The sequence below is a fragment of the Deinococcus aquaticus genome (genome assembly GCF_028622095.1).
GTDB classification, from domain to species: domain Bacteria; phylum Deinococcota; class Deinococci; order Deinococcales; family Deinococcaceae; genus Deinococcus; species Deinococcus aquaticus.
Genome location: NZ_CP115165.1, coordinates 1390574 through 1408218, shown reverse-complemented (window position 1 = coordinate 1408218; position 17645 = coordinate 1390574). Strand labels below are relative to the sequence as shown.

The 17645-nt window shown below is 69.9% G+C and carries 15 protein-coding genes; 11 read left to right on the top strand and 4 right to left on the bottom strand.

What is annotated here, in order from left to right; all coding sequences use genetic code 11:
- Window positions 1–369: 369 nt before the first annotated feature.
- Window positions 370–1599, bottom strand: coding sequence for an MDR family MFS transporter (locus M8445_RS06850; RefSeq protein WP_273990595.1), 1230 nt, complete (start codon window positions 1597–1599; stop codon window positions 370–372).
- Window positions 1600–1653: 54 nt separating this feature from the next.
- Between M8445_RS06850 and M8445_RS06845 the strand changes: the two genes are divergently transcribed.
- From M8445_RS06845 to M8445_RS06830, 4 genes are all read left to right on the top strand, one after another.
- Window positions 1654–3414 (top strand): ABC transporter substrate-binding protein, encoded by a 1761-nt coding sequence (locus M8445_RS06845; protein ID WP_273990593.1) that lies wholly within the window; start codon window positions 1654–1656, stop codon window positions 3412–3414.
- Between the two features lie 52 nt (window positions 3415–3466).
- A complete protein-coding gene (locus tag M8445_RS06840; protein ID WP_273990592.1) occupies window positions 3467–5011 on the top strand; it encodes a Ppx/GppA phosphatase family protein in 1545 nt (514 codons plus the stop codon).
- A gap of 36 nt (window positions 5012–5047) precedes the next feature.
- On the top strand, window positions 5048–5947 hold the full coding sequence (gene pdxY / locus M8445_RS06835) for a pyridoxal kinase PdxY (RefSeq protein ID WP_273990590.1): 900 nt from the start codon (window positions 5048–5050) through the stop codon (window positions 5945–5947).
- A gap of 146 nt (window positions 5948–6093) precedes the next feature.
- The gene (locus M8445_RS06830) at window positions 6094–6624 is read left to right on the top strand and encodes a hypothetical protein (protein ID WP_273990589.1); all 531 of its coding nucleotides are present in this window, start codon (window positions 6094–6096) and stop codon (window positions 6622–6624) included.
- Between the two features lie 109 nt (window positions 6625–6733).
- Here M8445_RS06830 and M8445_RS06825 read toward each other — a convergent pair whose 3' ends face one another.
- Complete coding sequence (locus tag M8445_RS06825; RefSeq protein WP_273990588.1) at window positions 6734–7174, bottom strand: response regulator; 441 nt, start codon at window positions 7172–7174, stop codon at window positions 6734–6736.
- On the bottom strand, window positions 7171–8865 hold the full coding sequence (locus M8445_RS06820; RefSeq protein ID WP_273990586.1) for a sensor histidine kinase: 1695 nt from the start codon (window positions 8863–8865) through the stop codon (window positions 7171–7173). The genes M8445_RS06825 and M8445_RS06820 overlap by 4 nt, the downstream gene beginning before the upstream one ends.
- A gap of 134 nt (window positions 8866–8999) precedes the next feature.
- Between M8445_RS06820 and M8445_RS06815 the strand changes: the two genes are divergently transcribed.
- From M8445_RS06815 to M8445_RS06805, 3 genes are read left to right on the top strand one after another with little or no spacing between them, the layout of a single operon-like run.
- Window positions 9000–9743, top strand: coding sequence for an enoyl-CoA hydratase-related protein (locus M8445_RS06815; RefSeq protein WP_273990584.1), 744 nt, complete (start codon window positions 9000–9002; stop codon window positions 9741–9743).
- Between the two features lie 58 nt (window positions 9744–9801).
- Window positions 9802–10668 carry an SDR family oxidoreductase gene (locus M8445_RS06810; RefSeq protein ID WP_099749597.1) on the top strand — a complete coding sequence of 289 codons (867 nt, stop codon included), beginning with the start codon at window positions 9802–9804 and terminating at the stop codon, window positions 10666–10668.
- Between the two features lie 51 nt (window positions 10669–10719).
- Entirely contained in the window at window positions 10720–11652 is a 933-nt protein-coding gene (locus M8445_RS06805; RefSeq protein ID WP_273990583.1) for a leucine-rich repeat domain-containing protein, read from the top strand.
- A 151-nt stretch (window positions 11653–11803) separates the two neighbouring features.
- Here the strand turns inward: M8445_RS06805 and M8445_RS06800 are convergent, their stop codons facing one another.
- Window positions 11804–14320: a G8 domain-containing protein gene (locus M8445_RS06800; RefSeq protein WP_273990582.1), complete on the bottom strand. Its 2517-nt coding sequence runs from the start codon at window positions 14318–14320 to the stop codon at window positions 11804–11806.
- Window positions 14321–14510: 190 nt separating this feature from the next.
- Between M8445_RS06800 and M8445_RS06795 the strand changes: the two genes are divergently transcribed.
- Genes M8445_RS06795 through M8445_RS06780 form a run of 4 tightly spaced genes read left to right on the top strand, consistent with a single transcriptional unit; the run spans window position 14511 to window position 17636 of the window.
- The gene (locus M8445_RS06795) at window positions 14511–15908 is read left to right on the top strand and encodes a nicotinate phosphoribosyltransferase (RefSeq protein ID WP_273990581.1); all 1398 of its coding nucleotides are present in this window, start codon (window positions 14511–14513) and stop codon (window positions 15906–15908) included.
- Entirely contained in the window at window positions 15905–16414 is a 510-nt protein-coding gene (locus tag M8445_RS06790) for a hypothetical protein (RefSeq protein WP_273990579.1), read from the top strand. Before M8445_RS06795 ends, M8445_RS06790 begins: the two co-directional genes overlap by 4 nt.
- Window positions 16411–17055 (top strand): hypothetical protein, encoded by a 645-nt coding sequence (locus tag M8445_RS06785; RefSeq protein WP_273990578.1) that lies wholly within the window; start codon window positions 16411–16413, stop codon window positions 17053–17055. The genes M8445_RS06790 and M8445_RS06785 overlap by 4 nt, the downstream gene beginning before the upstream one ends.
- Entirely contained in the window at window positions 17052–17636 is a 585-nt protein-coding gene (locus M8445_RS06780) for a hypothetical protein (protein WP_273990577.1), read from the top strand. The genes M8445_RS06785 and M8445_RS06780 overlap by 4 nt, the downstream gene beginning before the upstream one ends.
- Window positions 17637–17645 lie beyond the last annotated feature (9 nt).

The window sequence follows — 17645 nt, the reverse complement described above, 5'->3', positions numbered from 1 at the left end:
TGGCTGGCAGGGCAACCTGATGACAACTGCTGATCGACTTTGAAAAGACCGCTTCTGCGATGGCCAGAAAAGTAGAACCTTCCCGCACGCACCCAGTTGTGTGGCCACGCAATCGTCGTGGCAACCGAGCCCGTCGTGCGCGCAGCGCGCGGGGCGAACGGCGCGAATGTGGGAGATGGCATGTGAGGCGTGGCCTTCCCCGCAAACAACCCGCCACGCAACCATGCGAAATACCTGCCCAGTGCAACGTTGCTCCCCCTGCCCCCCTGGGGTAGGGGGCTGGGGGGTGGGGAAGCCCGCCGCCAGGCGCCCCCAATCCAACCGTCGGTCCGTCAGACGAACCATCTGCCTCCCTCTCCCCGGACGGGTTCAGGCGCGGGCCACTCTCTCCCCGGCGGTCGGGCGTAGGGCCAGCGCGGTCAGCAGGCTGCCCAGGGCCCCCAGCGCGAGCAGCGCCACCCCCATGCCCGCCCCGCCGACGGCAACCCCCAGCGGCAGGCCCAGCGCCGCCACCCACTTGCTGACCGTGAACACCTGCCCGTGCGTGGCGAGGTACGCGCCCCGGCGGTCCTCGGGGATCAGGTCGGCCAGCAGCGCCTGCCGGGTGGGCACGTACAGCAGTTCCCCGACGCTGAGGATCACGGACGCGGCGATCAGGGTGGGCAGGTGCGTGCTGAAGGCCAGCGCCGCGAAGCCCAGCGCGAACAGAGCGAAGCCGGCGTGCATGGGGCGGCGGGGGTCGCGGCCCGTGAGCCAGCGGGCGACCGGCGCGGTGAAGGCCACGATCAGGACGGTGTTCACGGCGGTCAGGACGCTCGCGGCGCGTACGCCGTCCAGGGTGACGCCCAGCCAGTTGGCGGGCGGGAACGCCTGTGCGAGGTGCACGGCGATGAAGTTGGTACGGGTGAACTCGATGCTGAGGATGCAGATGCCGCCCAGCACGAACAGCAGGAAGGGGCGGTCGGTGACGACCTGCGCGTAGCTGCGCAGGAGGGGTTTGAGGCCGAGGTCGGTGCGGGCGGTGGGGCTGGCGGCGCGGGTTTCGGTCATCAGCGCGAAGCACAGCGCCGCCGTGAGGACGCTCATGCCGACCAGCAGGCCCAGCAGCAGTGTGAAGTGGTCGCGGTACAGCCAGCCGCCGACCAGCGTGCCGATCAGGATGCTGAGGTTCACCGCCCAGTAGTTCACGGCGTACATGAACGTGCGGGTCTCGGGGGTACTCACGTCGACCAGCATGGCCTCGGCGGCGGGGTTGATCAGGCCGCCCGAGACGTTCACGAGCAGCAGCGCGGCGAAGGTCACCCAGGGGTTCGGGCCGTCCAGGTTGCCCAGGAGCATCAGGATGAAGGCCAGGAGTTTCAGGCCCTCACCGGTCAGCAGGGTGCGGCGGCGGCCCCAGGCGTCGGCCAGCGCGCCGCCGTACAGGCCCGCCAGGAACTGCACGACGCCGGCGGCGAGCAGCAGCGTGCCGGCCAGCGCCGCGCCCAGGTGCGCGGTGAAATAGATGGCCATGAACGGGAAGACCATGCTGCCCACCATCCGGCTCAGGAACGACGTGGTGATGCGGGTCTTGACGTTGGGATGCAGGGTGCGCCACATGCCCCCAGGGTCGCGTAGCGGGAAAGGGGAAAAAAGACGCACAATGGCCGGACTGTGTCCCCTTTTCCTGCGCCCCCGACCCTGGCGACCGCGCCGGACTGGCCGTACCTGACGCTGCGGGCGGCGCTGCACGCACGGGACGGCGCGCAGGAAAGGCACGCGCTGACCCTGGCGGACGCGCAGGCGTGGTGGGCGTGCAGTGACCGCACCGCCAAGCGGCAACTGGCGCGCCTGCACGTGTCGGGGCGGCTGGTGTACACGCCGGGACGCGGGCGGGGAAACACGTCGCGCGTGGCGTTTCCCGGCGCGCTGGACGCGGAACTGGCCGACCTGACAGCCTGTCTGGCGGCGGCAGGCGCGGCGGCCGAACTGGCGCGGCTCTCGCGGCTGGGCTTCCCACGCGGGTGGGTGCTGACGGACGCGGTGCGCGGCACCTTCGGGCTGGGGGTCAGCCCGGCGGGCACGGATCGCCTGCGGACCGTCATCACGCGGCCCCTGACGGCCATGGACCCGCTGACCGTGAACTCGGCGGCCGAGGCGCACCTGTTGACGCAGGTGCTGGACCCGCTGCTGGTGTTCGACACGGACACCGGGACGCTACGCCCGCACCTGGCGCACCACTGGGGCACGCCGGACGGCGGGCGAAGCTGGGTCTTTCATCTGCGCCGGGGCGTGAGCTTTCACCACGGGCGGACGCTGGACGCGCGGGACGTGCTGTTCACGCTGGAGCGCGTGCGGCGCGGCGCGCCCTGGTACCTGCCGGGCGTGGCCGACGCGCAGGCGCCCACGCCGTTCACGGTGCAGGTCACGCTGGACCGCCCGGACCTGTTCTTTCCTCGCAGGCTGGCGCACGAGCAGGCGCTGATCCTCCCGCGTGACGTGCCGTTCGACGAGCGCCGCCCGGTCGGAACCGGCGCGTTCCGCTGGCACGCCCTGAACGGCGGGTTCCGGCTGGAGGCCTTCGACGCTCACTTCGCGGGGCGGCCCCTGATCGACGAGGTGGAGGTGTTCCTGGTGCCGGAACTGCGCGGGGACGCGCCCCCCACCCTGGATGTGTCCGGTGTGCCTCATGATCCGGTCGAGCGCTGGGTGCCGGAGAACAGCGTGCATTTCCTGATCTGGAATGCCCACCGCCCCGCCGCCCGGTCGGCCGCGCTGCGCGAGGCAGTGGTCGAGCTGCACGACATCCGCGCGTTCTGGCAGGAAACGGGTCGTCCCGAGCAGTTGCTGACCGCCACGGCGTTCCTGCCGCGCCGCAGCCTGGGCCGCCCGCCCCGCGAGCACTCCCTGGCGCGGGCGCAGGCGCTGCTGGCGCGGGCCGCGTACGCCGGGCCGCCCCTGCGCCTCTGGGTGCTGGACCTGCCCAGCGCGCGGCAGGAGGCCGACTGGCTGGCCGCGCGCGCCGCCCGCCTCGGCCTGCCCATGCAGGTCGTTCCCGCGCCACTGGACGCCATGCCGGACGCCAGGGACGACGTGGACCTCGCCTTCATGGGCGAGATCGCCGGGTCGGACGAGCACCTCTCGTTCTGGTCGGCGCTGAAGCAGCCGGAACTGCTGTTCCGCCGCCTGCTGCCCCCCGCCGTCCTGCGCAGCGTGGACGCCCTGCTGGACGGCTACCGCAGCGCGCCGGACCACGCGGCGCTGGAGGCCATCCTGGACCGCACCGAGTCGCTGCTGCTGGGCGGGCACCACCTGCACCTCACGCACCACCGCGTGAAACGCCGCTCGGTTCACCCGCTGCTGCGCGACGTACACCCGGACGCATACGGCCGCATCGACTTCAAACGCCTGTGGCTGCCGCCCCCGGACGCCTGACCGGAGAGCGCGTGATCCGTCCCCGCCTGTAAAAGCCGTTAGGCTGCCTGTCATGAGAGTCGCCGTTGCGGATGTGGGCACGAATTCCAGTCACCTGTTGATTGCCGAGGCGGCGCAGGGGGACGCGGGGGGCTTCCGGGTGCTGGACGCCCTGAAGGACCGCACGCGGCTGGGCGAGTGCCTGGACGGGTCGGGGAACCTGTCGCCGGAGGGCGAGGACCGGCTGGCGTCGGCGCTGACGCGGTTCCGGGAGCTGGCGTCGGCGGCGGGCGTGGCCGAGGTGCACGTGTACGCCACGAGTGCGCTGCGTGAGGCTCCGAACGGGGCGGAGGTGGCGGGGCGGATGCTGGCCCGCACGGGGGTGTACCCGGCGATCATCTCGGGGGAGCGCGAGGGGGAATTGACATACCTGGGCGCGGCGCACGCGGTCGAGTTGAGTGAGGACAACGTGCTGCTGGACCTGGGGGGCGGCAGCCTGGAGTTCGTGCGGGGGGACGGGCAGGGGCCGCGTGACGTGCTGAGCCTGCCGCTGGGCGGGATTCGCATGACGCGCGCGTTCTTCCGTGCGGACGTGCCGGGCCGCAAGGAGGTGCAGGCGCTGACGGACGCGGTGCGGGCGGCACTCTCCCCGTACGCGGAGCGGTTCCGGGTGCGGCCGGATACGCGGGTGGTGCTGTCGAGCGGGACGGCGGAGGCGGCGGCGGCGGCCATCGCGGCGCGGCGCGGGGCGGGCAGCGGGTCGGGCGCCGGGTCAGATGACGGGCCGGACAGCGTGAACGGCGTGAGTTTCACGGTGGCCGAACTGGGCGCGCTGCTGGAGCACGTGCGGGGCCTGAAGGCGGCGGCGCGGGCGCGGGTGCCGGGCCTGGAGCGGCGCTCCGAGACGGTCGTGGCGGGTCTGGCGACGCTGCACGCGGCGCTGACGGTGCTGGGGGCGTCCGAGGTGACGGTCAGTGAGGGGGCGCTGCGCGAGGGGATGCTGATTGAGGAACTGTCGCGGTTCCAGGCGTACCGGTCGGCGCTGAGTGCGCGGCAACGGAGCGTGCTGGGCACCGCCGAGCGTTTCGGCGCGAACCTGTCTCATTCGCGGCAGGTGGCGGCGCTGTCGCGGGGGCTGCTGGACGCCCTGCACGCGGCGGGCGAGCTGGCAGACCATGAGGACCGCAGCCTGCTGACAGCGGCGGGCGCGCTGCACGAGGTGGGGCAGATCGTGGCGCAGAGCGCGCACCACAAGCACTCGGCGTACCTGATCCGGCACGCGGAACTTCGGGGTTTCAGTCCGCGTGAAATCGAGCTGACGGCGCAGGTGGCCCGCTACCACCGCAAGAGCCCGCCGAAGCCGTCGCATGCGGAATTCATGGCACTCAGCGCGCCGGACCGGGCGCGGGTGACGCGGCTGGCGGCGGTGCTGCGCGTCGCGGACGGCCTGGACCGCTCGCACGCGGGGGGCGCGCGGCTGGGGGCGCTGCGCCGCGCGGCGGACGGCGGCTGGGAACTGACCGTGTCGGGGGCCACGCCGCTGGACCTGGCAGGCGCGCGGGACAAGGCGGACCTGTGGGCGCGGGTGTTCGGCCCGCTCACGCTACGCGCCCCCTGACGGACCGGCTGGCGCGCGGGCGGGTATCCTGCGGGCATGACGGGCACGCCGCAGAACATCCTGAGCATTCAGTCGTGGGTCAGTTTCGGGCACGTGGGGAACGCGGCCGCCGTGTTTCCCCTGCAACGCCTGGGCTTCGAGGTCTGGGCGATTCACACGGTGCAGTTCAGTAATCACACCGGGTACGGCGCGTGGACGGGCGCGGTGTTCCCGCCCGAGGCGGTCGCGGACCTGATTGACGGAATCGAGGCGCGCGGGGTGCTGCCGGAGTGCGGCGCGGTCCTGAGCGGCTACATGGGCAGCGAGGGGACGGTCGCGGCGGTCGTGGACGCCGTGCGGCGCGTGCGGGCCGCGAACCCGGAGGCGCTGTACGCCTGCGATCCCGTGATGGGCGACGTGGGGCGCGGGGTGTTCGTGCGCCCGGAACTGCCGGACCTGATCGCGGCGCAGGCCATTCCGGAGGCAGACATCGTGACGCCCAACCAGTTCGAGCTGGAACTCCTGACCGGGCGCACCGTGGACACGCTGGAGCACGCGCTGGAAGCGGCCCGCGCGCTGCGGGAGCGGATGCGGGCGGGTGGGCCGCGCGTGGTGCTGCTGACCAGTCTGGTGCGCAGCGGCGCGCCGGGCGAGAGCATCGAGACGCTGGTCGTCACGGATGACGGGGCGTGGCTGTGCCGCACGCCGCTGCTCCCGCTGGACCCGCCGCGCAACGGCACCGGGGACGCCATCGCCGCGCTGTTCCTGGGGCATTACCTGAAGAACGCGGCGCTGGGGGCGGGGCGGTCGGCGCAGGCGCTGAGTCTGTCCATGAGCGCCCTGTTCGGCCTGCTGAGTCGCACGCACGCCGCCGGCACGCGCGAGATTCAGCTGGTGGCCGCGCAGGACGAGTTCGTGAAGCCCGTGCGGCTGTTCGAGGCGCAGCAGGTCGGGTAAACCCCGTCAGGCGGCCCGCCCCGCTGCCCGTCCGGTCCTGCCATGCCGGTCAGATGAGACAGGCCTCTGCGGCGCGTCAGGGTCAGACCAAAGTGCCTTGCCTACATTCTCATGGGCGGGCGGGCTGGCCGGGGAAGACTACAGGCATGAAACACATCATCTTCCCGACCACGACCGCCGCCGACGCCTTCATCGCCGACCTGCAGTCCCAGGGCGTCATTGCCCCGACGATGGGAAGCGCCACCGTGAACCGCCGCACCCCGGTCGCGCCGGTCGTTGACGGGGTCGAGGGTGGCACCGCCGAGGACGCCGGAGCGGGCGCCGTGAAGGGCACGGGTGTGGGCGCCGCCGTGGGCGTGGTGGCCGGAGTGCTGGCGACGGGCGCCACCATCGCCACGGGCGGACTGGCCCTGCCGGTCATCCTGGGCATGGCCGCGCTGGGTTCCGGCGTGGGGGCCGCCGTGGGCGCCACGGGCGGCGCGATGGGTGTGGACGAGACCAGCAACGCCTACGACGCCGACGATGACTACTACGACCGCCTGAACACCACCGCCACCAACGGCGGACGCACGGTCGCCGTGGATGACAGCGTTCCGGCCGACGTGGTCGAGGCCGCTGCCATCCGTCACGGTGGCGAGTACGTCAGCGGTGGCCAGCTCAGCCGCCGCACGATGTAAAGCACCTGATCCTGAATTCACGCAGATCGCCCGCAGCCTCAATGGTTGCGGGCGGTTCCTGTGAGGGGGCGGCGCTACGCCTCCGGGCCCGTAATCAGTGCGGGGGTGGTCAGTCCGGCCGGTGCGGCAGCGCGACCTTACGGAACCAGAAGTTCCCGAGGGTCTGGATGACGTCCTCGAACTCGGCGATGCTGACGGGTTTGGGGATGTACGCGTTGGCGTGCAGGTTGTAGCTGCGCCAGATGTCGCTCTCGGCGCGGCTGGTGGTCAGGACGATCACGGGAATGCTGCGCAGTTCGGCGTCGAGTTTCAGGATGTCCAGCAGTTCCAGGCCGGTCATGCGGGGCATGTTCAGGTCCAGCAGCACCACGTCGGGGCGGGGCGCGGCCACGTGCGGGCCCTCGCGGCGCAGGAAGCTCAGGGCGTCCACGCCGTCACGGGCGTGGTGCAGGCGGTGCGGGAAGTGGGCGTCCTCGAAGGCCTCCCGGGTCAGCATCACGTCGGCCGGGTTGTCCTCGACCAGCAGAATCTCGACGGGCGGGGTGGTCATGACAGGTCTCCTGCGGGGGGTGTTCTCGTGAATGGCGTGTTCGGGGGCGAAGCGGCGGGGAACGTGGCGGCCAGGTCGGACGGCTCGGGACGGACGGGCGCCTGGGCGGGCAGGGCCAACGAGAAGGTGCTGCCCGCGCCGGGAACGCTGTCCACCCACAGGTGCCCGCCGAGTTGCTCGGCGGCGCTGCGGGTCACGGCCAGGCCGATGCCGCTGCCGGGGTAATCCTCCATGCCGTGCAGCCGCTGGAACACCCCGAAGATGCGTTCGTGGTACTCGGGTTCGATGCCGATGCCGTTGTCGTGAACCTGGAACACCCAGCTGTCCTGCCCGGCGTGCTCGCGGCGGTGCGCGCTGACCTGCACCTGCGGGGGGCGCTGCGGATCACGGAATTTCAGGGCGTTCCCGATCAGGTTCTGGAAGGCGTGGCGCAGCAGTTCCGGGCTGGAGTTCAGGGTGGGCAGGTCCTGCACATCGATGACGGCCTGTTCGGTCAGGATCTGCTGTTCCAGGTCGGCCAGCACGTCCCGGACCAGCGCGGCCGTATCGACCGGCTGCGTGGCGCGCGGGGCGTTGCGCACGCGGGAGTACGCCAGCAGGTCCTGGATCAGGGTTTTCATGCGTTGCGTGGCCGAGGTGGTGAACGCGATGTACTGGTCGGCGCGGGCGTCCAGTTGACCCTGGTACCGCCGGGCCAGCAGTTCGGTGTAACTGCCGATGGTCCGCAGCGGTTCCTGAAGGTCGTGACTGGCGACGTACGCGAACTGCTCGAGTTCCCGGTTGCTGCGTTCCAGGTGGGTGTTGCTGGCGCGCAGGGCCTCGGCGCTCTCGACCAGGGCCTGCTCGCGGTCCTGCACGGCCGAGGCCATGCGGTCGAACTGCTCGCCCAGGTGCGCGAGTTCCCGGACAGGCATGACCGGCATGCGGCGCTGGTACTGCCCGGCCGTCAGCTCGCTGGCCCCGGCGTTCAGGTCGTTCAGGCTGCGGGTGACGGTGCGGGTCACGCGGTACGCGGTCAGCAGCAGCAGGACCAGCGAGAGCAGCAGGCCGCCCACGGTCAGGGTCCGCACAGTGGTCAGCGTCGCCTGACTGGCGGCCGTGGCGGCGCTCAGGCGGGCACTCTCGTTAGTGCGCATGACGGACATGATGGCCCGCGCCTCGTTCAGCAGGTCGCGGCCCACGCCCCGCTGAACCAGCTGCGCCGCCTGCGCCAGCGAGTCGCTACGGGCAGCGATTTCAGGCCGGGCGGCGCTCTCCTGCCAGCGGACCACGATGCTCTGCACGCGCGCCAGGTTCGTGCGTTGCAGGTCCGTGGCGCTCAGGTCGTGCAGGGCGAACACGGCCGCCTGGAACGCCGCGTCTCCTTCGCGGTAAGGGGCGAGGAAGTCGGGGTCGCCGGTGATGAGGTACCCGCGCTCGCCGTTTTCCATGACGGAAATCTGGGTGTTCAGGTCGTTCAGCAGCAGCGTGCGTGCCTGCGCGTCCGACACCAGCCGGAGTTGCTGATCGTTGCGGTTCACACCCACCATGACGGCCACACCCACGCCCAGCAGCAGTGCGAACGGCAGCAGGAACGGCCGCAGCAGAAAGGCGCGCAGCGTCACGCCCCGGCCGCCCGCGCGACGGGCAGACTGGGCCACGCCGGGAACGGGAGCAGGAGGGTCGGACGTGGTCGGGGCAGGCGCGGACATGACGCAGGCATTGTATCTGAGGAGCCCACCAGCCCCCACCCGGACGGCCCCCGACGCGCCCGCCCGTCCGGGCCGCTGACCGGCCGCCCCAGTAAATTGAACCGAGTTCATCTGGAAGCGGTACAGTGGACGTCATGACATTTCAGAGCGTAAGGCTCACCCAGGCGGGTGAGGTCGCCACCCTGACCATCATCAGCAAGAAAGGCAGCATGGGACCCGCCTTCTGGCAGGAAGTCCCGCAGGCCCTGGCCTCCCTGCACGGCAGCGGCACCCGCGCCCTGATCGTGCGCGGCGAGGAACTGTTCAGCGCCGGACTGGACGTCAAGGCCAGCGCCCCCACCATCACCCCCGCCCTGGGCAACCCCGACGCGTTCCGGGCCGTGGTCGCCGGAATGCACGCCGCCATCGAGGGCCTCGCCGCGCTGCCCATCCCGGTCATTGCCGCCGTGCACGGCTGGTGCATCGGCGGGGGCCTGGAACTCATCAGCGCCTGCGACATCCGCATCGCCAGCGCAGACGCCCGCTTCAGCCTGCCCGAAGTGCGGCTCGGCATCGCCGCCGACCTGGGCGGCCTGCAACGCCTGCCGCACCTGATCGGCCGGGGCCGCGCCGCGCACCTCGCCCTGACCGGCCAGCCCATCGACGCCCCCACCGCCGAACGCTGGGGCCTGATCACCGAACTCCTTCCCGACCCGGCCGCCCTGTTCACCCGGGCCGACGAACTCGCCGCGTACCTCGCCACCCTCCCCCCACGCGCCCTGGAAGGCACCAAACGCACCCTGCAGGACGACCTGCCGCACGCGCAGAGCCTCGCCGGGGCCGTCACCTGGAACGCCCAGCACATGACCGCCGAAGGCCTCGCGCAGGCCCTGAAGTAAGGTCAAGTCCAGCCCACCATCCCCGACCCCCCTTCCCACCCACTTCAAGGAGACTCCCATGACCCAGACCCCCACCCTCGGCACCCTCCAGCCCGGCACCGCCGACAGCACCTTCCGCCCCGACCTGCTGGCCGGCAAACACGCCCTGATCACCGGCGGCGGCAGCGGCATCAACCTCGGCATCGCCCAGAGCTTCGCCGCGCACGGCTGCCGGGTCACCATCCTGGGCCGCAACCTCGAAAAAGCCCAGAAGGCCGCTCAGGGCATCATCGACGCGGGCGGGCAGGCCCTCGGCGTCAGCGCCGACGTGCGCGACATCGCCGCCATGCAGGCCGCCGCCGCGCAGGCCGTCGAAGCCTTCGGCCCGTTCGACATCGTCCTCGCCGGAGCCGCCGGGAACTTCCCCGCGCCCGTCGACGGCATCAGCCCCAACGGCTTCAAGACCGTCGTCGAGATCGACCTGCTCGGCACGTACCACACCATCAAGGCCTGCGCGCCCCACCTGACCACCCCCGGCGGGAACATCCTGAGTATCAGCGCCTACGGCATTCCCGTGCCCATGCAGGCGCACGTCGTCGCCGCCAAGGCCGGCGTGGACGCCCTGACCCGCACCCTCGCCATCGAATGGGGCCTGCGCGGCATCCGCGTGAACGCCATCATCCCCGGCCCCATCGACGGCACCGAAGGCATGGCCCGCCTCGCCCCCGACGAGAAGACCCGCCACCAGTTCATGAGCACCGTCCCGCTGGGCCGCTTCGGCATCCCCCAGGACATCGCCAACGCCGCCCTGTTCCTCGTCAGTGACGCCGCCAGCTACGTCACGGGCGTCATCCTGCCCGTCGACGGCGGCCAGAACATGCTCGGCGGCGCCCCCCAGTACCAGATGTACCAGCAGATGGGCCTCGCCCTGCCCAAGAAAGACTGAGCCACCTCACCTGAGCCTCCTGACCATGCCCGCGGCCGGTACGCTGCGGGCATGTCTGCTGCCCTGATGCCCACTCACCAGCATCTTTCCAAGGTACGGGGGGCGGCGCTGCTGGCCGCGCCGGACTGGTCGGGGGTGCGGAGCGTGAATCTGGACGGGCTGGGCCTGAGCGGGCTGCCGGGGCGGGAGGCAGCGCCGGACGTGACGGTATTCAGCGTGTACGACAACGCGCTGAGGGCCGTGCCCGACTGGGTGTGGACGCGCAGCGGGTTACGGACGCTGAACCTGTCCGCGAATCAGTTCCAGAGGCTGCCGGACGCGGTGGGCGACCTGCGCGAGTTGCGGATGCTGGACCTGGGGCACAACGAACTGGACGCCCTGCCGGACGCCTTCAGGGGGCTGGGTCGGCTGGCGTTCCTGTACCTGAGCCACAACCGGCTGACGGGACTGCCAGACTCCATGCGACACCTGGGCGCGCTGACATACCTGAACGTGACGGATAACGACCTGACGCACCTGCCGGGGTGGCTGGGCGACCTGCGCGCCCTGACGGAACTGCGGCTGTACGGCAACCCGCTGGAGGCCCTGCCGGACAGCCTCGGGGCGCTGGGCGCGCTGCGGGAACTGCACGTCATGAATGCCCGCCTGACCCGCCTGCCCGGCACGCTGGGGGGGTGTGGGGCGCTAGAGGTGCTGGACCTTCAGGGCAACGCGCTGACAGAACTGCCGGACTCGCTGGGGCAGTTGCCGCGCCTGACGACCCTGAACCTGCGGTTTAACGCGCTGACGCACCTGCCGGACACGCTGGGCGACCTGCACGCGCTGCACACCCTCGACCTGCGCGCCAACGCCCTGACCACCCTGCCCGAGAGGCTGGCGCACCTGCCCACACTGCGGAAACTCGACCTGCGCTGGAACCGCATCGAGAAGTTGCCGGACGCCTTCGACACGCTGATTGAGCGGGGCTGTCAGGTGTACCTGTAGACCCAGCACAGACCCCTTATACGGATTCCGTCTGTTTCGTTGACAACCCGGAACGACACCGGCTTGCCAACTCCACGCCCGGAACCCGTTTCTATCCTGCTCGCTCTGCTCGGATTGAACGGCTTTGCAAGCCATTCAACCGGAGTCCGTATTACTTGCACAGGTCGGCAGCGCAGATGTCTGTGGCGGCGTAGTCGCGGCCCTGTTGCACGACGAGTTTCAGGGTGAGGGTGCCGTTCTCGTAGGCGTAGCTGTCGCCGGTGGTGGCCGCCAGGGCGGCGAGGGTGACCTTCTTGAGAAGGTTGCGGTTGTCGATCCACCAGTCGCGGTACAGGCGGGGTTCGGTGGGCGTGGGGATGCGGAGGGTAAGGGTGTCGCCGGACTGTCTGTGGCTGATGCCGACGCGCAGGTGAGCGCTGGGGGTGGTGGGGGTCAGGGTGTAGGTGCGGGTGAGGCGGGTGGTGGTGTGGAAGGTTTTCTGGTCGGCGGTGTTGCCGTTCAGGCTGACCGTGCCGTGCGGGCCGGTGACGGTGACGGGGCCGATGCGGGCGGCGGTGTCGTCGTGAATCCACAGGCGGGTGTACGTGCCGGGGCAGGTGCTGGCGTTCCAGGCGGGGGTGGGGGTGCAGTCGGGCGCGGCGCGCAGCAGGGGGCTGGCGGTGACGGTGGTGCCGGCCTTGCCGGTGGTGGTGCCGTCGGTGTCGAGGAACGTGGCGGCCTTGTCGCCGTCCCGGTCGGGTTGCGCGGCGGGGAAGTACACGCGGGCGCTCTGGTCGGGCCAGCGGAGGTTCAGTGCGTTGTTGGTGGGTTCGAGGCTGAAGGCGTTCTTTGTGAGGTACCCGAGGCCGCTGGCCTGCCGGGTCGCGTCGGGCGTGAATCCGGCGAGGGCGGCGCCGTCGATGCTGACGTGCCCGTCGTAGAACTGGAAGCCGCGGATGGGGAAGCTGGCGTCCCAGGGGCGTGGGAGGGCGCGGCCGCCGGTGCCGGTGGGTTCCCAGCCCTCGGGCTGGCCGAGGTTGGGCGTCTCGCCGATCAGGGTGCCGCCCCTGAGGGTGCTGTCGTCGCTGGCGAAGGTGGCGCCCACACCGTTGTCGGCGAGGGTGGCGTTCAGCAGGACGTGGTCCCGGCCGCGTAGCCACACGCCGTGGTCGCGGTTCTTGTAGGCGGTGAAGTCGCCCAGGGTGGCGGTGATGGGCGCGCTCTTGGGGTCACTGGGCGTGGTGACGGGCGCGTAGTAGGTGGTTTCGGTGGTGCCGTCCGCTTTCGGGCCGTTGTCTAGGTTCAGGCCGCGATCCGTGCCGTGCGCAGTGTTGCCGCTGAAGTCGCCCAGCGGCGTGCGGCGGGGCCAGAGGTCGGTCTTCGCGGCGGCGAGGCCGGTGGGGTGTTCGGGGAACGCCAGCCAGAAGCCGGTGCCGTCCACCCCGGCGGCCACGTTGCCGCGCACGGTGTTGGCAGGGTGGGTGATCCAGTACGCGGCGGGGCGCTTGTCACTGTCCAGCAGCGGCGTCTGGCCCTGTTTGGCGTCGGGGGCCCTGACGCGCGTGACGAGGTTCCCGCTGAGGGTATTGCCGGTCTCGTCGCCGTCTTCCAGGAAGAGGCAGTGGCCGATGTTGTCGTACGTGACGTTGTCCTGCACGCGCAGCCCCGAGGTGCCGTGCACGACGACGCAGCGGTTGAAGGAGGCGTGCACGCTGCTGCCCCGCAGGTAGGAGGCGGGAGCGCTGCCCAGCTGGTGGAAGTGCACGGGGTAGCGGCGCAGGGTGTTCAGCTGCCCCACACGGGTGAATTCCGCGCCCTCAATGCGGGCCTGGGCAGTGCCCATGATCATGACGTGCGCGCCCAGTCCGGTCTGCGCGGCGTCGTCGGTGGCGGCCACGCGGACGTTGCGGGTCAGGAGGCCCACCTCGGCGCGTTCGTTCACGCTCAGGCCCGCAACGGTGATCGGGTCGCCCCAGTGCGTGTACTTGAGGGGCGCGGCCAGGGTGACGGTGCTGCCGCTGACGCGCTGCACGGTGACCTGCTCGGTCTGGTTGGGGCCAAAGTCGGTGCTCGTCAGGGTGAGGCTGTCGCCGGGCTGCCAGTCCGGGGCGCGCTCCAGGGTCAGGGTGCTGCTGCCCCGGCGGGCGGTGGCGTTCAGGCGCGTCCAGGCGAGGCGGGGTTGCCCGTGGAGTTCCAGGGTGCCGTCCATGACGCCCAGCACGCGGTCGCCCATGCCCATGACGTCCTCGCCGGGGGTGGTGTCGGTCAGGAGGATTCCGGCATGGTGCGTGAACGGCTTATCTGTGCTGCCCACGCGCAGTTCGCCGTGCACCATGATCCACCCGGCGCGCAGGGTGCGGTCGGCGCTGTCCTCGAATTCCAGGGCGCTGCCCGCAGGGATGGTCAGGCCAGCCAGGTCGGGCGGGGTGGTGTCGAGCAGCACGCGTTTCCCGGCGGGCAGGGTGACCTTCTGCCCGGCGGTGGGCAGCGTGCCGCCCCAGGTGGCAGGATCGCTCCACTTGGCAGTAGGCAGCGTGGGGGCCGGTGCGGGGGCAGGCGTGGGCGCCGGGGTGGGCGTGCCGGGTGTGGGGGTGGGGGTTGGGGCGGAACCGGTCCCGCTGGAATTCCCGCAGCCGAGCAGCAGGCCGGACAGCAGCAGGAGGAGGGGAAGGCGGCGCACGGCAGACATGAAGAAAGGGTAAATGAATGCCCGGTCAGGCGCTATGAAGGACCCGTCATCTCCCAGAAGTGCGCGTGGGTGCGTGAACTGCGGCCTGTCACCGCCTGCACACCCGAAATACACGACCCCTAACTCATAGTTTTCACAATAGATTTTCGGATTATGAGTCAAGACAAGGCGTCACCATAGGAGGCACCCCATGACCACCACCCGCACCCCCCTCAGCGACGACAACCTGATCCTCGACACCGACAGCTACAAGAGCAGCCACTTCCTCCAGTACCCACAGGGCACCACCCGCCTGTTCTCCTACCTGGAATCACGCGGCGGCAAGTACCCGCAGACCCGCTTCTTCGGATTGCAGTACATCCTCGACCGCTACCTGACCCGCCGGATCACCGCCGAGATGGTCGAGGAAGCCCGCACGCTGATCGAAGCGCACGGCGAGCCCTTCCCTTTTGAGGGCTGGATGCGCATCGTGAACGTGCACGGCGGCCGCCTGCCCCTGGAGATCCGCGCCGTTCCCGAAGGCACGCTGGTGCCCATCCACAACGTCCTGATGACCTGCACGAACACCGACCCCGAACTGCCCTGGCTGCCCGGCTGGTTTGAGACCATGCTGATGCGCGTCTGGTACCCCACCACCGTCGCCACGCAGAGCTACTTCATCCGCGAGATCATCCGCGCCGCGCTGGAAAAAACCAGCGACCATGCCGCCGAGGAACTCCCCTTCAAACTGCACGACTTCGGCAGCCGGGGCGTCAGCAGCCGCGAAAGCGCCGGCATCGGCGGCCTCGCGCACCTCATCAACTTCCAGGGCAGCGACACCCTGGAAGCCCTGCGCGTGGGGCGCAACCACTACGACAGCGACCTCGCGGGCTTCAGCATCCCCGCCGCTGAACACAGCACCATCACCAGCTGGGGCAAGGAACACGAGGTCGACGCGTACCGCAACATGATCACCCGCTTCAGCCGCCCCGGCAGCGTGTACGCCGTCGTCAGCGACTCCTACGACCTCAAAAACGCCATCAACAACCTGTGGGGCGACACGCTGAGGCAGCAGGTCATCGAATCCGGTGGCACCCTGGTCGTCCGGCCCGACAGCGGCGAACCGCCCGCCATGGTGCGCCTCGCCGTCAATGCGCTGGCCGCCCGCTACGGCACCACCATCAACAGCAAGGGCTACAAGATCCTGAACCACGTCCGGGTTATCCAGGGCGACGGCATCGACGAACACACCATCCGCCAGATCCTCGACAACCTCGATGTGGACGGCTACAGCGCCGAGAACGTGAGCTTCGGCATGGGCGGCGCACTCCTCCAGAAAGTCGACCGGGACACCCAGCGCTTCGCGTACAAGGCCAGCGCCGGCCTGATCGACGGGGCGTACCGGGGCATCTACAAAGACCCCGTCACCGACCCCGGCAAACGCAGCAAGGACGGCGTCCTCGACCTCGTACAGGAAGGCGGCCGCATGGTCACCAAGGCCTACAAGACCTTCGACACCGACTTCCCCGGCAGCCTGCTGCGCACCGTGTACCGCGACGGGGAACTGCTGGTGCGCGACACGCTGGAGGAAGTGCGAGGGAGGGGATGAGCCAGCCGGGAGGACAGATCCACTGGCGTACACGTGCCTGGGCCAACATCTGGCTCATCCTCCATGAAAGCGGTCTGATATCAGCAGATGAAATTCGAAAATCAATACTCAACTTGGAAGATGAATCGAATGATTACCCACAAGCATGGCAGTTAACGTCTTCCGGACAAGACGATGATCTCATTTTGGGTCTTCATATGCTTGCAAATCATATTCTTAGCTGGGAAAGTCTTGGGCCGCTTCTGGGCAACTTGCTTGAGGGCATGGTCGTAGGAAACTACTCTATACATCAGGTCATGAAAGCGATGACTGTCATTACCGAAGAAACCGCATCTGGTAAATTTTCGCTACACGACAGTGTGAAACGGGATTTTGATCGAGATCCGACAACGATGTCAGGTCTGGTCACGGCATACCAAGCCGTCCTCAGCGGACAGCCTAGTGAATCCCTGGCAGAATTCCAGGATCGAGTGGACACGTGGCTCATGGGCTATGGAACACCATGAACGCTCTCACCCCCCTACTCCCCGCCCTTCAGTCCCTGGAACCGCTGGGCCTCCCCTCCTCGTCCCTGCCGGAGTGGTTCGCCTATGCGAATCAGCGGCAGGCGGCGCGGCTGGCCCGCCACGTGCATACCGAGTTCGCCACGCTGCTGCGGGCCTTCGCGGGGTCAGTGGATCACGCGTACCTGCGATCCGATGCCTTCCAGGCAAACGTGGTGCAGGCGGTGCGGGCGGCGGAGGTCGCGGAGTCCGAGGACAAGCTGCAGTTCATCGCGCGGGCGCTGGCGGGGTGCGTGCTGAGCTTCCCGCCGCCCGCGCCGGACAAATTCCAGACGATGCGCGTGATCGAGGGTCTGTCCGACCGGGAGTTGCGTGTGTTCGTGGGTCTGTTCGACCTGCTTGATCCGATCGACCCGTTCGCCGACAGCCTGCCAGTGAGTGGCACAGCGACGGTGGCGGGTCTGTCCCGGCAGGAGTTCGCCTCTGCACTGCTGGGGCTGGCGCAGCAGGGATTCCTGAGCCGGGCGGACGTGCGGCGGGACGAGCGGAGCGAGCCGGAAGCCACGTGGACGCCCACGGCGCTGGCACGGCAGGTGGCCGTGCTGACGCGACTGGGCGGGAATGAATGGGAAGGAGACTTATGAGCGGTGATCTGAACGTGCAGGTGCAGTTGGAGCGGTTGGTGGCGTACCGGGCGGATGGGTCGGTGTCGCCGGTGGTGGTGGCGGGTCGCCTGTCGCCGGACGGGGTGTTCGGTTGGCCGGAGCAGCGGGGAGAAGCGGCGAGTCCTGAGGCCGTGCAGGAGGGTGTGGCGTTCGCGGCGGCGCTGGCGGGGGCCATGTCTTCCCTGACCGAATCGAGCGACACGGACACGCCGTACGTGCCCTTCGTGCTGCCGCGCGCGTTCACGGCCGACGAGCTGGGGCGCGTGGACTGGCTGGGCCTGCTGCCCCTCCCGACCGGCGAGGTCGAGGTGGAGGTGACCGAATCGGACTTCCGCGTGGCGGAGCGGCTGGCGCGGCGTGAAGCAGATGGGAACGCGGCGGACTTCTACGCGCCGGAGGAAGTGCAGACCATCCGGGCGGCGCAGGCGCTGTTCCTGGCCCACCCGGAGCGGCGACTGGTGACGGTCACGGCGGGTCGCGTGGCGCTGCTGCTGATCGACGTGGCGCGACTGCCGCTGGGTACGTGGGCGGGCGTGGCGACCCTGCGGATCGACACGTGAGCGGAGAGA